16 protein-coding genes and 1 tRNA gene are annotated in these 14,799 nt (G+C 58.2%); 9 read left to right on the top strand and 8 right to left on the bottom strand.

The genetic code is table 11. The features are described 5' to 3' along the window. Nucleotides 1-53: 53 nt before the first annotated feature. The 5 genes from ispG to ndk all read right to left on the bottom strand — a co-directional run bounded on the left by ispG (nucleotide 54) and on the right by ndk (nucleotide 4,496). Nucleotides 54-1,172, bottom strand: a complete 1,119-nt coding sequence (gene ispG / locus D4A39_RS11150) for a flavodoxin-dependent (E)-4-hydroxy-3-methylbut-2-enyl-diphosphate synthase (RefSeq protein WP_119918121.1) — start codon at nucleotides 1,170-1,172, stop codon at nucleotides 54-56. 21 nt (nucleotides 1,173-1,193) lie between these two features. Further along, nucleotides 1,194-2,054 carry a RodZ domain-containing protein gene (locus D4A39_RS11145; protein WP_022986936.1) on the bottom strand — a complete coding sequence of 287 codons (861 nt, stop codon included), beginning with the start codon at nucleotides 2,052-2,054 and terminating at the stop codon, nucleotides 1,194-1,196. Next, nucleotides 2,051-2,836, bottom strand: a complete 786-nt coding sequence (gene pilW / locus D4A39_RS11140) for a type IV pilus biogenesis/stability protein PilW (protein ID WP_022986935.1) — start codon at nucleotides 2,834-2,836, stop codon at nucleotides 2,051-2,053. The genes D4A39_RS11145 and pilW overlap by 4 nt, the downstream gene beginning before the upstream one ends. Beyond that, nucleotides 2,836-3,978, bottom strand: a complete 1,143-nt coding sequence (rlmN, locus tag D4A39_RS11135) for a dual-specificity RNA methyltransferase RlmN (protein WP_022986934.1) — start codon at nucleotides 3,976-3,978, stop codon at nucleotides 2,836-2,838. Before rlmN ends, pilW begins: the two co-directional genes overlap by 1 nt. 86 nt (nucleotides 3,979-4,064) lie before the next feature. Next, entirely contained in the window at nucleotides 4,065-4,496 is a 432-nt protein-coding gene (gene ndk, locus D4A39_RS11130) for a nucleoside-diphosphate kinase (protein ID WP_022986933.1), read from the bottom strand. 307 nt (nucleotides 4,497-4,803) lie between these two features. Here ndk and sufB point away from each other — a divergent pair, with 307 nt between their 5' ends. From sufB to D4A39_RS11095, 7 genes are all read left to right on the top strand, one after another. Further along, nucleotides 4,804-6,243, top strand: a complete 1,440-nt coding sequence (gene sufB / locus D4A39_RS11125) for a Fe-S cluster assembly protein SufB (RefSeq protein WP_022986932.1) — start codon at nucleotides 4,804-4,806, stop codon at nucleotides 6,241-6,243. Nucleotides 6,244-6,388: 145 nt separating this feature from the next. Beyond that, nucleotides 6,389-7,144 carry a Fe-S cluster assembly ATPase SufC gene (gene sufC / locus D4A39_RS11120; protein ID WP_022986931.1) on the top strand — a complete coding sequence of 252 codons (756 nt, stop codon included), beginning with the start codon at nucleotides 6,389-6,391 and terminating at the stop codon, nucleotides 7,142-7,144. Then, the gene (gene sufD, locus D4A39_RS11115) at nucleotides 7,141-8,367 is read left to right on the top strand and encodes a Fe-S cluster assembly protein SufD (RefSeq protein WP_022986930.1); all 1,227 of its coding nucleotides are present in this window, start codon (nucleotides 7,141-7,143) and stop codon (nucleotides 8,365-8,367) included. The genes sufC and sufD overlap by 4 nt, the downstream gene beginning before the upstream one ends. Next, entirely contained in the window at nucleotides 8,364-9,587 is a 1,224-nt protein-coding gene (locus tag D4A39_RS11110) for an aminotransferase class V-fold PLP-dependent enzyme (protein ID WP_119918120.1), read from the top strand. Before sufD ends, D4A39_RS11110 begins: the two co-directional genes overlap by 4 nt. A 124-nt stretch (nucleotides 9,588-9,711) precedes the next feature. Then, nucleotides 9,712-10,071 carry a HesB/IscA family protein gene (locus D4A39_RS11105; protein WP_119918119.1) on the top strand — a complete coding sequence of 120 codons (360 nt, stop codon included), beginning with the start codon at nucleotides 9,712-9,714 and terminating at the stop codon, nucleotides 10,069-10,071. A 3-nt stretch (nucleotides 10,072-10,074) separates the two neighbouring features. After that, nucleotides 10,075-10,635, top strand: coding sequence for a putative Fe-S cluster assembly protein SufT (gene sufT / locus D4A39_RS11100; protein ID WP_022986927.1), 561 nt, complete (start codon nucleotides 10,075-10,077; stop codon nucleotides 10,633-10,635). 75 nt (nucleotides 10,636-10,710) lie between these two features. Next, nucleotides 10,711-11,160 carry a SufE family protein gene (locus D4A39_RS11095; RefSeq protein WP_022986926.1) on the top strand — a complete coding sequence of 150 codons (450 nt, stop codon included), beginning with the start codon at nucleotides 10,711-10,713 and terminating at the stop codon, nucleotides 11,158-11,160. A gap of 31 nt (nucleotides 11,161-11,191) precedes the next feature. Here D4A39_RS11095 and D4A39_RS11090 read toward each other — a convergent pair whose 3' ends face one another. The 3 genes from D4A39_RS11090 to iscR all read right to left on the bottom strand — a co-directional run bounded on the left by D4A39_RS11090 (nucleotide 11,192) and on the right by iscR (nucleotide 13,562). After that, nucleotides 11,192-11,755 carry a heme NO-binding domain-containing protein gene (locus D4A39_RS11090; RefSeq protein WP_022986925.1) on the bottom strand — a complete coding sequence of 188 codons (564 nt, stop codon included), beginning with the start codon at nucleotides 11,753-11,755 and terminating at the stop codon, nucleotides 11,192-11,194. A 156-nt stretch (nucleotides 11,756-11,911) separates the two neighbouring features. Then, entirely contained in the window at nucleotides 11,912-13,060 is a 1,149-nt protein-coding gene (locus D4A39_RS11085) for an IscS subfamily cysteine desulfurase (RefSeq protein ID WP_119918118.1), read from the bottom strand. Between the two features lie 37 nt (nucleotides 13,061-13,097). Further along, the gene (iscR, locus tag D4A39_RS11080) at nucleotides 13,098-13,562 is read right to left on the bottom strand and encodes a Fe-S cluster assembly transcriptional regulator IscR (protein WP_022986923.1); all 465 of its coding nucleotides are present in this window, start codon (nucleotides 13,560-13,562) and stop codon (nucleotides 13,098-13,100) included. A gap of 218 nt (nucleotides 13,563-13,780) precedes the next feature. Between iscR and D4A39_RS11075 the strand changes: the two genes are divergently transcribed. After that, nucleotides 13,781-13,857 (top strand) — tRNA-Met (locus tag D4A39_RS11075). A gap of 107 nt (nucleotides 13,858-13,964) precedes the next feature. Continuing rightward, nucleotides 13,965-14,453, top strand: coding sequence for a GNAT family N-acetyltransferase (locus tag D4A39_RS11070; RefSeq protein WP_022986922.1), 489 nt, complete (start codon nucleotides 13,965-13,967; stop codon nucleotides 14,451-14,453). Nucleotides 14,454-14,799: the final 346 nt, after the last annotated feature.

Below are 14,799 nucleotides of genomic sequence, written 5' to 3'. Positions count from 1 at the left end.
CGCACCTTTTACAATGAGAGCGATCGCGTAACCGCGAGGTCCTTCGGCGTTTGTCATTCACTACGCGCAATGATGCCTTTGGCTTCATCCTCACGCTGTTTTTTCACCTTGGCACGAACCATGCGTTCCAGCTCATCCACCAGGTCTTCTTTGCTGACATGATGGCTCTTCTTGCCATCCTCATAGGAGAGATTATTCGGTGTACCGCCGGTCAGGCCCACATCGGCTTCGCGGGCTTCGCCCGGTCCGTTCACCAGGCACCCGATCACGGCCAGATCCACAGATTCGTTGATGTCTTCCAGCCGTGCTTCCAGTTCGTTCACGGTTTTAATGACATCAAAGTTCTGTCGTGAGCAGCTGGGGCAAGCAATGATGTTTACGCCTTTCTTGCGCAGGTTCAGGCTCTTGAGAATATCGAAACCCACTCGAACCTCTTCCACCGGATCTGCCGCCAGCGAAATTCGGATGGTATCTCCGATACCTTCCATAAGCAGGGATCCCAGCGCAACAGCTGATTTAACTGTACCGGAACGGAAAGTCCCTGCTTCTGTCACCCCAAGATGCAAAGGCTGTTCAATCTGAGCAGAAAGCTTGCGATAAGCCTGCAACGTCATGAAGACGTTAGACGCCTTAACACTGACTTTGAAGTCCTGGAAATCGTGACGGTCGAGAATGTCTACATGCCTCAGAGCAGACTCCACCAGGGCATCCGAAGTAGGCTCGCCATACTTGCGCTGAAGCTCTTTTTCCAGTGAGCCCGCATTCACACCAATACGGATCGGTAACCCCTTGTCCTTGGCACACTGAATCACGGCCTTGATACGGTCTTCCCGGCCAATATTACCCGGGTTGATGCGCAGGCAGTCGACCCCCTTTTCTGCCACTGCCAATGCGATTTTGTAGTCGTAGTGGATATCCGCCACCAGCGGCACATCCACTTGTGCACGAATTTTACCAAAGGCGTCGGCCGCTTCCATACTGGGCACGGATACCCTGACAATGTCCACCCCCGCATCCTGCAGCCGACGAATCTGGCCAACCGTGGCGTCCACGTCACAGGTTTCGGTATTGGTCATGCTTTGCACAGAGATGGGGGCGTCACCACCTACCGGCACCTTGCCGACAAAAATCTGCCGGGTCTTGCGGCGCTCAATTTTGACTTCGGGTTCCATGATGTTTCCTGGTCTCGCGAATCAGGGAAGAGTGATGCGGACAACCTTACCGGGTGAATCCGTCGGCAAGGTGACAGCCTCGCCATTGAGGTACATATCCGAAACGGCGCCGGCATTGCCCAGCGTCACGTTGAACGGCGCCTGGCCATCCAGCTGCAAGGTCCCACCTCCCAGCTGCTCACCCTGTCTCAGGGTGCGCCCGGACGCGTCCTTGATTTGCACCCAACAATTGGTCGAAAAGGCCAGAATCAGGCGATCGAGGCCGCTCTCGGCCAGCATGGAATCGTCTACCGCCTCGGTTTCTGCCTCGGGCTCAGGCTGTGCCCCTTCCTCGGTGTCATCAACCGGAGAAAGCGCCTCGCCAAGATCAGGATTCGTATCGCCAGCACCGGCATTGCTGCTGTCCACACCCTGCAGGCTATCGCCATCCGCATCCAGATCCAGTGACGAGGATTCCGCCGTTTCCTGCAGAGCCGTTGGCTCAGGTGGCACTACATCATCCGCACCTTCCGGCCAGGCAAGCAGGCCGGCCACAATCACCATCAACAGCAGCACAAGCCAGACCCAGGGCCGCGCCAGCAACGCCGGCTTGCGAGGCATGGATGGCAACTCCAGCGGCTTGTTGAAAGCATCTTCGTTAATCATTTGCTGGAAGGTATTGGCCACCTCATCTGCCGGCAACCCCAACAGACGAGCATAGTTTTTCAGGTAACCCTTAACAAAAGTTGCCTCTGGAAGACGCTCGTAATCATCCGCCTCCAGCGCCAGCAGATAAGTCTGCGAAAGATGCATGCGCTTGGCGGCTTCCGCCGTAGTCCAGCCCATGGCTTCGCGAGCCTTGCGGCAACGTTCACCAGGAAGCACAACCATGTCTTCGCTCATTGTTCACCCTCCGCTTTGGCTTGCTTCCAGTTCTGCCACTCACGATACTCCGGTGAGCGGCGATAGAGGTTTTCAAGCGCCAGCTCGTAGCTGGATTGCTGATCCTTGAGGCCGCGGGCACTGGCAAGCTGAATGCCCAGCCACAACGATCGGGCCGTCTGACGGTTGGTCCGCTGCAGATACTGCTTGTAGTAATCCCAGGCCAAACGGGCATTCCCTTCACTGTAATAAAGGTCAGCCAGCTCCAGATTAGGCACCACGGCACGAGGGTTCAGGCGAATCGCCTTGATGAAGGCCTGTTGCGCTTCCTCATCACGGCCCAATTCACGATAACAGCGCCCCATGTTCTCCCAGGCACTGGCTCGGCCATCGTAACCGGGATCATTGGCAGCCTTCTCGAACTTGTCGAGTGCATCCTTGAACTCACCGCGGGAAAACAACAACGTGCCGTAATTATTCAATGTCGGTGAATATTTGCGATTGGCACTGAGCGCTTTTTTATAGTGGTATTCTTCCCGCTCAGGATCCTGTTCATACTTGTACAGCAACCCCATGGCGTTATGTGCGATCGCACTGTCGTCATCAAGATCTATCGCCCGGGAGAAGTGCCGGCGCGCCTCAGCGGGGTTGCCTTGTTGAAGATACTGAAAACCCGCGGCCACCCGACTGGTCACCGCTTCGTCAATGTTGACATCCTGCTTGCCCGTTTCCACCGTTACACAACCGGTGTTCAAAAGGCCTGCCAGAAGCAGACCCGCAAAACCACGAAGATAGAGAGTCATTAGGCTTGCGCTGTATTGTTATCCGAGTTTTCGGAGCGGTGAAATATGGATTCTTTCCAGCGCTCACTGCGCCGGGTCCGGTCTTGCACCTGCCCCACCAGCTGACCACAGGCGGCATCAATATCATCGCCACGAGTCGTCCGTACCGTCGTCAACAATCCATTGTCATTCAGATACTTATGGAATTCCAGAATATCGCTCTTGCGTGAACGCTCGTACCCGGCATGCGGGAACGGGTTAAAAGGAATCAGATTCACCTTCACCGGAATACCGTTAAGCAGTTTAACCAACTGGCGGGCATGTTCCGGTTTGTCGTTCACATCCCGGAGCATCACGTATTCCATGGTAATGGTGTTGTGCTTGTGGGAAATGTTCTTGGTGTAACGCTTGCAGGCCGCCATCAGCTCCTTGAGCGGATACTTGCGATTCAGCGGTACCAGTTCGTTACGCAGCTCATCATTGGGGGCGTGCAGGCTTACCGCCAGCGCCACATCCAGATCCTGACTGAGTTGGTCCATCTTCGGAATCACCCCGGAGGTAGACAGGGTAATGCGTTTCTTGCCGATGCCGTAACCAAGGTCATCCTTCATGATGCGCATGGCGGTCAGCACGCGGTCGTAATTCAGCAGCGGTTCACCCATGCCCATCATCACCACATTGGTAATGGGGTGCTCACCCAGGTTACGACGCGGGCCGAAAGAACGGGCGGCCTGCCACACCTGACCGATAATCTCGGCGCTGGTCATGTCTCGCTGAAAGCCCTGCTTGCCCGTGGAGCAGAAGCTGCAATCCACGGCACAGCCCACCTGGGACGATACGCACAGGGTGCCGCGACGACCATCGGGAATGAAAACGGTTTCCACGGCACCGCCGTTGTCCAGTGCAAACACCCACTTGCGGGTGCCATCACGGCTGATGCTTTCGTGGCTCACTTCCGGGCCGCGAATTTCGGCGACCTCAGCGAGTTTCTGGCGCAACGCCTTGCCCACATCGGTCATTTGCTCGAAGGAATCCGCCTGATGGTGGTGGATCCATTTCAGCACCTGCTGGGCACGAAACTTCTTCTCACCCATATTCAGGAAGAACTCTTCCATTTGCGGGCGATCAAGACCGAGCAGATTGACTTTCTGTTGGACAGTCATGGCATTCTCCAGTCAGGCAATTTCCAGTGCCTGTATACAAGTCTGCCACGGCCGGGGCCGTGGCAGACAGAGCTACACCGCTGAAATTAGCGGGTGCGCGGGCACAGTTCTTCGTCGGAGAAGAAGTAGGCCACTTCACGGGCGGCAGACTCGGTAGAGTCAGAGCCGTGTACCGCGTTCTCGTCAATGGTCTGAGCGAAATCAGCGCGAATGGTTCCAGCCGCAGCGTCTGCCGGGTTGGTAGCGCCCATCAGGTCACGATTCTTGGTTACAGCGTCTTCGCCTTCCAGAACCTGAACAACCACAGGGCCGCTGGTCATGAAGGACACCAGATCCTTGAAGAACGGGCGCTCCTTGTGCTCGGCGTAGAAACCGCCCGCCTGCTCGTCGCTCAGGTGTACCATTTTCATGGCAACCACTTTCAGGTCAGCCTTTTCGAAACGGGCAACGATGTCGCCGATTACGTTCTTGGCCACGGCATCAGGCTTGATGATAGAGAGGGTGCGCTCAACAGCCATCAGTCTGTTCACTCCAGATTTGCGTTAAATGGTCCTCGGAAACCCAAACGGCTCCCCGGGGCAATGACAGGGGTGATCGGCAGACTGGCAAAGCAGCCCACGCAGCAACCCCCTGGAACCGGCGGATTATACGCAAGCAGGGCGAATTATGATACCGTTGCCGCCCGTCGGACACGCACCGCCCCGCCGTCACCGGGCCACGGCCTTTCAGCCCCGCCTCCATTCGACAGCGCCCGCGAAAGGCGTATAATACCCGACTAAATTACTCTGGTATTCACTTACACTTCTGGACCGCAGGCGCTGATCTATGAGCCAAGCCGAACTGGACAAGCTGATTCGCTCCAATTACGAGGCCGGTTTCACCACCCAGGTGGACACCGAGACCCTGCCCCCGGGCCTGAGCGAGGATGTCATCCGCTTTCTGTCTGCCAAGAAAGGCGAGCCGGAATGGATGCTGGAATGGCGGCTGGACAGCTACCGCAAATGGCAGGAAATGCCCTCCCCGAGCTGGGCACACCTGAAGCACCCGCCCATCGATTTCAACGAGGTGTCCTACTACTCCAAGCCGAAAAGCCTGGATGACGCCCCGAAGAGCCTGGACGAAGTGGATCCTGAGCTGCTTGCCACTTATGAAAAACTTGGCATTCCTCTGCATGAGCAGGAAATGCTGGCCGGGGTTGCTGTGGACGTGGTATTCGATTCCTCCTCGGTATTCACCACCTTCAAAGAGAAGCTGGCCGAGGCCGGGGTGATCTTTTGCTCCATTTCCGAAGCTATCAAGGAACACCCGGAGCTGGTGAAGAAGTATTTGGGCTCTGTGGTTCCCCAGGGCGACAATTTCTATGCTGCCCTGAACAGTGCGGTGTTCTCCGACGGCTCCTTTGTGTACATCCCCAAAGGCGTACGCTGCCCCATGGAGCTGTCTACCTACTTCCGCATCAACGAAGCCAACACCGGCCAGTTCGAACGTACGCTGATCATTGCCGACGAAGGCAGCTATGTGAGCTACCTGGAAGGCTGCACCGCCCCCCAGCGAGACGAAAACCAGCTGCACGCAGCCGTAGTGGAACTGGTTGCCCTGCCCGGTGCCGAGATCAAATACTCCACCGTGCAGAACTGGTACCCCGGCGATGAAAATGGCAAGGGCGGCATCTACAACTTCGTGACCAAGCGCGGTGTGGCCCACGACAACAGCAAGATCAGCTGGACCCAGGTGGAAACCGGCTCTGCCATCACCTGGAAGTACCCTTCCGTTATCCTGCGTGGCGACAACAGCATCGGCGAGTTCTACTCCGTGGCCCTGACCCGCCACATGCAGCAGGCGGACACCGGCACCAAAATGATCCACCTGGGCAAGAACACCAAGAGCACCATCATCTCCAAGGGCATCTCTGCCTCGCGCAGCCAGAACGCCTACCGGGGCCTGGTGCGCATCAGCCCCCGTGCGGACAACGCCCGCAACTTCACCCAGTGCGATTCCTTGCTGCTGGGCGATCAGTGTGGCGCACACACCTTCCCCTATATCGAGTCGAAAAACCCCACGGCCACCATCGAACACGAGGCCACCACCTCCAAGGTGAGTGATGACCAGATGTTCCTGTGTCGCCAACGCGGTATCGACCCGGAAAAAGCAGTCTCCATGATCGTGAATGGCTTCTGCAAGGAAGTCTTCAAGGAACTGCCCATGGAGTTTGCGGTAGAAGCCGGCAAGCTGCTTGAAGTCAGCCTGGAAGGCGCAGTGGGCTAAGCCCCCGACACTAATACGCCGTAGGAGCTTGCCTGTAAGCGAAACTGCATTGGCCAAGGCCAAATCGTCTGCAGGCAAGCTCCCACAGAACCCTGAATCAACCCGGAGCCGGGAAACCCGGCCCAACCGAAAGGCGCATCGAAACATGCTGGAAATTCGTGATCTGCACGCCTCCGTGGCGGACAAGCCGATTCTTAAAGGCCTGAACCTGACCGTTAATCCGGGCGAGGTCCACGCCATCATGGGCCCCAATGGCTCCGGCAAGTCTACCCTCGCCAATGTGCTGTCAGGCCGTGACAATTACGAGATCACCGGTGGCGAAGCCCTGTTCGAAGGCAACAGCCTGGCGGAGATGGAGCCGGAAGAACGCGCCCAGGCCGGTCTGTTCCTGGCCTTCCAATACCCGGTCGAGATCCCCGGGGTCTCCAATATGGAATTCCTCAAGGCCGCCCTGGAATCCGTGCGTGGCGCCCAGGGCAAGGAAGAGTGGGACTCCGTGACCCTGCTTCGCCAGGCTCGTGCCGCTTGCAAACAGGTCAACCTGGACGCCAGCTTCCTCAAGCGAGGGGTTAACGAAGGCTTTTCCGGCGGCGAAAAGAAACGCAACGAAATCATGCAGATGATGCTGATGGAGCCCAAGCTGGCGCTGCTTGACGAGACCGACTCCGGCCTCGACATCGACGCGCTGCAGGTGGTCGCCAAAGGCGTCAACTCCCTGCGCAGCCCGGAACGCGGCATCGTGCTGGTTACCCACTATCAGCGCCTGCTGGACTACATCGTCCCGGACTTCGTACACGTGCTGTACAACGGCCAGATCATCAAGTCCGGTGGCAAGGAACTGGCCCTGGAACTGGAACAGAAAGGCTATGGCTGGCTCACCGGAGAAGAGGAGTCCGCATGACCGTCTCCGCCAATGAACTGGCGCTGGAACTGAAAACCCAGGCGCTGGCAAACGCCCGTCGCAACGGCAGCGAAGGTGTGGTGCTGGATGCCCTCGAAGGCGCCAGCTTCCCGCAGCGCAAATCCGAACGCTGGAAATACACCTCGCTGCAAGCACTGGCCGATGGCCACCTTAATGGCGTCGCCGCTGGCGACATTGCCCAGCCGCTACCGGCGCTGAGTGAGTGCGTGGTCTCCATTACCAATGGCGCCCTGACCGGCAGCACCCTGCCCGACGGTGTCAGCCTGCATCACGAAAGCCCCGAGGTGAACGGCCTGGAAACCCCGTTTGCCCTGTACAACAGTGCAGTGGCACGCGCCGTGGTCCTGGAAGTCGCCGCCAACACCCGCGTTGCGCAGCCCATCCATGTGCAGATCCAGTCCGCCAGCGATGCGCCGGCACACTGCAACCCCCGCGTGATCGTCAAGCTCAACACCGGTGCCGAAGCCACCGTTATCGAGCACTACCACGCCGAGGGTCAGGCACTGACCAATGCCGTGACCGCCCTGATCACGGCTGACAATGCCAAACTGACCCATTACCGCCTTCAGGGTGAGCATGCTTCCACCCTGCACATCGGCACCCTGGTCATTGATCAGCAGGGCGTCAGCACCGTGGACAGCTATCAGCTGATGACCGGTAACCGTCTGCGCCGCAACGACGTGCACGCACTGGTGAACAAGAGTGGTGCCGAGCTGAACATGAAGGGCATCTTCGTGGTCCGCAACAAGGGCCACGTGGACAACCAGATGTGCGTGGAACACGCCGTGCCCAACTGCGAGTCCGACCAGAACTTCAAAGGTCTGGCAGGTGAAAGCGGCAAGGCCGTATTCAACGGTCGCATCCATATTCATCCGGGTGCCAGCGGCACCAACGCCGAACTGTCCAACAAGAACCTGCTACTCAACGCCGGGGCGGAAATTAACACCAAGCCGGAGCTGGAAATCTACAACGACGATGTGAAATGTGCCCACGGCACCACCGTCGGCCAGCTCGATGCCATGCAGCAGTTCTACCTGCAATCCCGGGGCATCGCCGCTGCCGAAGCCAAGCGCATGCTGAGCCTGGGTTTCGTCAACGAACTGTTGATGGCCCTGCCCCACGAAAAAGTGGCCGAGTGGGCCACCCCGTGGCTGGAAGCCGAGCTGACCCAGGCCAGCCCGGCGGGAGCTGATGCCGCGTGACCGCCAAGGCACTGGATATCCACGCCCTGCGCGCCCAGTTCCCGATTCTGGACCAGCAGGTCAACGGCAAACCGCTGGTCTATCTGGACAATGGCGCCACCACCCAGAAGCCGGTGGCAGTGCTCGACGCCCTGCAGAACTACTATCGCGGGGTGAACTCCAATGTGCACCGGGGCGCCCATTACCTGAGTGACGAGGCCACCGGCCAGTTCGAAGGTGCGCGCCAGACCGTGGCGGATTTCCTTAACGCCAGTCGCGAAGAGATCCTCTGGACCAAAGGCACCACCGAGTCCATCAACATCGTTGCCCAGTGTGTGGCCCGCGAGCAGCTACAGCCCGGTGACGAAGTGCTGATCAGCACCAGCGAACACCACGCCAACATTGTGCCCTGGCAGCAGGCCTGCCTGGCCACAGGCGCCACCCTCAAGGTGATCCCGCTACACGACGACTGCAGCCTGGATCTGGACGCCTTTGATTCACTGCTCAGCGACAAGACCAAAATCGTGGCCATCGGCCATGCCAGCAATGCACTGGGCACGCTGAACCCGGTGAAACACATGGTAGCCAAGGCAAAAGCCGCAGGCGCCATCACCCTGGTAGATGGCGCCCAGGCAGTGGCCCACTTCCCGGTCGATGTGCAAGATCTGGGGGCCGATTTCTACGCCTTCTCCGGTCACAAGCTGTTTGGCCCCACCGGCATTGGCGTGCTGTACGGCCGCCGCGAGCTGCTGGACGCCATGCCGCCCTACCAGACCGGCGGCGAGATGATCGAAGTGGTCACCTTCGAGAAAAGCACCTGGAATCAGCTACCCTACAAATTCGAGGCGGGCACCCCGAATATTGCTGGCGCTATCGGCTTGGCCGCGGCGATCAAGTGGCTCAACCGCCAGGACCGTGCCGCACTGGAAGCTCACGAAAACGCCTTGCTGGCCCACGCCACCGAACACGCAAACGCCTTTGATGGCTTGAAAATCATTGGCACCGCCGCCAGTAAAGTAAGTGTGCTGTCGTTCCTGCTGGACGGTGGCCACCCGGCAGATGTGGGCATGCTGCTGGACAAACAAGGCGTCGCCGTCCGTACCGGGCACCACTGCACCATGCCGCTGATGGACAGCCTCGGTATTCCCGGCACTGTGCGGGCCTCGTTCTCGATCTATAATACGCTTGATGAGGTGGACCGCCTGTTTGCGGCGCTTGAGAAGGTGAAAACCTTTCTCTAACCCTGGCACCCACCTTCACTGTAGGAGCGTCGCTGGCGGCGCGATCAGCAAGCGCAGTTTATCGCGCCGCCAGCGACGCTCCTACGGAAGCTCAACCATGCATTACGCAAGGTAGGTAACACCCATGACGGTTCAGACCTTTACCCCCGGTCAGATCACGCTCCACCTGACCGACGCTGCCAACAAACAGGCGCTGCGTGAAATAGCCCGCGCCAATGCCGCCGGCATCCGTCTGGATCTGGACGAGTCCGGCTGCTCCGGTTTCATGTATGTGCTGGACTTCGTTGAAGACGCCAACGACGGCGACACACTCTTCCAGATTGACGGGGTCAACCTGTACGTGCCGGAAAAGTGGCTGCCCATGCTCAATGGCCTCGTCATCGACTACGTCACCGAGGGCGTCAACAGCCTGTTCAAGTTTCGCAATCCCAATGCCACCGGCGAATGTGGCTGCGGCGAAAGCTTTACTGTCGACGAGGTCTGACCCTTGTTTGAAACAAACAAGTCACAGGAACAACGCACGGTCATCGTTCAACGTGATGTCCCGGCCCGCAAAGTCCCGGATGGCACCCGCATTACCATCCCCAAAAACAGCTTCGTCAACCTGCGCCAGGCGTTGGGCGGCACCTATACCGTGACCATCAACGGCAACATGGCCCGCATTGATGGCACCGATGCCGATGCTATCGGCCAGGAACCGCTGGAGCTGAATTTTGCGCCCGCCAACGAAGACGGCAGCGTGCGTCAGGACGACCTGGACAATACCCTGCAAACCATCTTCGACCCGGAGATTCCGGTCAGCATCAAGGAACTGGGGCTGGTCTACGGCTGCGATGTGATCCAGCGGGATGGCCAGAACGTGGTACAAATCCGCATGACCCTCACCGCACCCAACTGTGGTATGGGCCCCGTACTGGTCGGGGACGTGGAAGACCGTCTTGGCAAGGTCCCCAATGTGGACAAGGTGGAAGTGGCCCTGGTATTTGATCCCCCCTGGAGCCGCGACATGATCAGCGAAGAAGCCCAACTGGAACTGGGCATTTTTTGAAGAAAGCCTGGCGCCCCCTTCTCATTCTTGCGCCAGACGCCGGACTAACGGCGTCAGACCACGGAGCTCAACAACGTGTCTTTTGATATCCGCAGCATCACCCTCGGCAGTGATATCACCGCTGACGACATTGCCGAAGATCTGGAATTTCTTGACGACTGGGAAGAGCGTTACCGCTATATCATTGACCTGGGCAAGCAACTTCCCGGCCTGCCCGACGAACTAAAAACTGAAGACCGTTTTGTGCGCGGCTGCCAAAGCCAGGTGTGGCTGGAAACCGACTACGACAGCGACGCCGGCAAGCTGTATCTGGCGGTCGATTCCGATGCGCTGATCGTGAAAGGCCTGGCCGCCATTGTGCTCTCGGCGCTCAACCGTCAAGCCCCCAAGGCCATTCAGCAATACGACATGGACGGCTTCTTCGACCGCATCGACCTGCTTAGTCATCTCAGCCCCACCCGTGGCAACGGCCTGCGCGCCATGGTGGCCAAGATCCGTCATCAGGCCGAGCAACTTGACGGCTAAATCCTCTCCGGGGTGGATTGAACGTTAACGTTTATACCGCCTGGCGGGCGCTGGAGTGCGCCTCGCTGAACTGGAACACGAAGCGTACTTCCTCCCCGTCCCCAGGTTCACAGGCCAGCAATGCGGCTTCCTCCTCAAACCAGGCCGCCACGCCCTTCACCGCCCCGGGCACCATCGCCCCCATATTGCGCTGCGAGGCATAACGAATTTCCACCAGATCGCTACCACAGCGATTGACCACAATGGCCGGCGCACTGGCGGAAGGGTCTTTCATGTGCACGATACGTTCGTGGGTTTGCTGAAGATTGAGCAGAAAATCGATGGCATTGGCGCCGGCAGGAATGGCCGCCTGATACATTTGCATCATGGGGGCGATAACCCATTCCCCGAAGTCTGCCAACAGATCATCACGGCGCAGCCCGGTTGCCCTTTCCGCTGCCGCCAACAACGCCTCCATTTCACCATCGGGGTACAGCGCAACAGGAAGATAGGTTTTCCCTTTTAGCCCTGCGTCGTTGATCACCTCTCCCCAGGTCCCTTCCCCGAGAAACTCGTCCAGGTAACGCTTGAAATTGGATACGATAGCCCCGTGCATGACAGCCACCCTGTTTGCCGGTTAATACCTATATCCAGCAAAACGCATACCCAAATGGCTACCATTCGGCCCGACAATCACACCGCCCAGCCTGGAAAAGAGACCCCCGTCACGCAGGGGTGACAATCAGGGTCACATTGTGTGATGGCAGGTCGCTTACGCCACCTGCCGCAGGCGCCCCACTGCCTCCAGCACATTGGCCACGGCCCGCTGGATATCCTCTTCTGTGGTAAAACGCCCGACTGAAAAGCGGATGGAACCATGGGCCAAGGCATCCGCAATGCCCATCGCCTTGAGAACATAGGAAGGCTCCAGAGATGCCGAGGTACACGCCGAGCCAGAAGACACCGCCACCTGATTCAGGGCGGTCATCAACATTTCGCCATCCACACCCGCAAAGGCCACATTCAGATGGCCAGGCAGACGCGGCGCTCCGGCACCGTTGATGCTGAGGCCCGGCAATCCAGCAATACCCTCCCACAGCTGGTCACGCAATGCAGCAATGCGTGGCCCCTCTTCCGTCATCAAACGGCCAGCCAACGCAAACGCCTCGCCCATACCCACAATCTGATGAGTCGCCAGGGTGCCAGAACGCATGCCGCGCTCATGGCCACCACCGTGGATCTGGGCCATCACCCTAACGTCAGGAGAGCGGCGCACATAGAGGGCGCCAATACCCTTGGGACCATAAATCTTGTGCGCACACACAGACACCAGATCCACCGGCAATGCGCGGACATCCAAGGGCAACTTGCCAACAGTTTGGGCGGCATCGGTATGGAACAACACCCCCTTCTCCCGGCACAGCGCGCCTATTGCCGCGACATCGTTGATCACCCCGGTCTCGTTGTTGGCATGCATCACCGACACCAGCACCGTGTCTTCGCGCATCGCCTCACGCACCGCATCGACCGACACCCGACCATCGCTGGACGGCTTGAGGTAACTCACAGGATGCCCCTGCTGCTCCAGCCACTGGCAGGCGTCGAGAACCGCCTTGTGTTCGGTAGCAGAGGTAATCACATGGCCACCACCAGGGGCATCGATCACCCCCTTGATGGCCAGGTTATTGGCCTCAGTGGCACCACTGGTCCACACCACCTCACGGGGGTCGGCATTAAGAAGATCGGCGACCTGGCGACGGGCGTTTTCCACAGCCTCTTCTGCCAGCCAACCGTACAGGTGGCTTCGAGACGCGGGGTTGGCAAAAGTCCCTTCAGGACCGAGATGGCGGACCATCACGTCAACCACCGCCGGATCGACCGGGGTGGTTGCCGCGTAGTCCAGATAAACGGCTTGGCTCATGGCTGACTACAAGGAATGGTTGGCTGTGAGGCGCGAATTATAGACTACTGACGGGCAAGCGCTGCTGCTGTCGATCCTGACGCATGGAAATCTGCCGCACTTCCTGGCGAGCCACCAGCTCACCCAGTGAAATACCGGTCAGGAAAGCCTGGATCTGGTCTGACAGATCGCACCAGAGGTGGTGGGTCAAACAGGTATCGCCTTCCTGGCAATCACCGTTGCCACCGCAACGGGTCGCATCCACGGACTCGTCCACCGCAGCAATAACGGCAGCCACATCAATATCCTCACTGGAGCGGCTCAGCTGATAGCCGCCACCGGGACCGCGCACACTGCTGACCAATCCATTGCGGCGCAGCTTGGCAAACAACTGCTCCAGGTAAGAAATGGATATACCCTGACGCTCGGAAATGTCCGCCAGTGACACCGGGCCGGCGGCAGCGTGCAATGACAGATCCAGCATGGCGGTCACGGCATAGCGGCCTTTTGTGGTTAGACGCATATCCACACCTTTTTTGCGTGTATTTAACGAAAGAGACTAATAATCCCGACCGTTTTGGTCAAGTATTTAACGGATAATAAACAAGAATCATTATCGTTTAAAGTGCCACTATGGCAGAATTTCCTCCCGCTTGCCAGCAACTGTCTAAACATTGTGCAGCCGCCACCGGGAAGGCTTGACACCCGCACCTGCCTCACGGAGAATTCGCGGCCTCGAATGGCAAGGTAGCTCAGCTGGTTAGAGCACAGCACTCATAATGCTGGGGTCGGCGGTTCAAGTCCGCCCCTTGCTACCAAACGATGAAAAAGGGCTGGAGAGTGATCTCCAGCCCTTTTTGTTTTACTTGTGCTTGAACCGCCCCCTGTCACGGCCATCCGCCAGTCCAAACCTAATAGAGTACTCATGCGCATCCGAGAAGCTTCTGCGGAAGATTTTGATGACATCTGGCCCATTTTCTGCGAGATCGCCGCAGCGGGAGAGACCTACGCGTACCCTCGAGACATCACCAAAGACGAGGCCCGGGAGCTTTGGCTGGCGGCACCACGCAAGACCTTCGTGTTCGAGGACGATGGGAGAATTCTGGGCACTTATTACATCAAGACCAATCAAGCAGGACCGGGTCAGCATGTCTGTAATTGCGGCTATATGGTGTCTTCCGCTGCAAGAGGAAAAGGTCTTGCCACTGCCATGTGTGAGCATTCGCAAACCCTTGCACGACAGCTAGGGTATAAAGCCATGCAATTTAATTTTGTAGCGTCCAGCAACCAAGGCGCTGTAAGACTCTGGAACAAGCTCGGCTTCGACACCGTCGGCACTTTGCCCAGCGCATTCCTTCATCCAACACAGGGGTATGTGGATGCGCTGGTGATGTATAAGTGGCTGGGCGAGTAGCGATCCCACCTTCTCTGGCCACTGCTGCATGGGCCCCTTCCTCCCCCTCAGTTTGTCGCGCTGTAAATACAGGACAGCAGCACGGTGCGAACTGGACACCTGTCACAGTGCTGTTGTATGTTTTTCCTTCCCCCCCAATGGATGCCAATCCCGGTTTCAGGACAAGTCCGTCAAAGACGGGTGTCTGGCGTGGTCTGGCAGCCAACAATCTTCAAGTCTTTCGGCCTTGGCCAAACCTCGTTAGGAATTGGTCTTCGCCTTGAGCTTGGCAAAGTCCACCGGGCAACATCTGCGCAGCCGCCGCCTGCCCAACAATAACGCCATCGCACACGCAATCCTTTGAGAG

It is taken from the genome of Alcanivorax profundi, from assembly GCF_003597125.1.
Classification (GTDB): Bacteria; Pseudomonadota; Gammaproteobacteria; order Pseudomonadales; family Alcanivoracaceae; genus Alcanivorax; species Alcanivorax profundi.
Note: the sequence above shows the minus strand (reverse complement) of the source record. Positions and strands in the feature narration are given on the sequence as shown.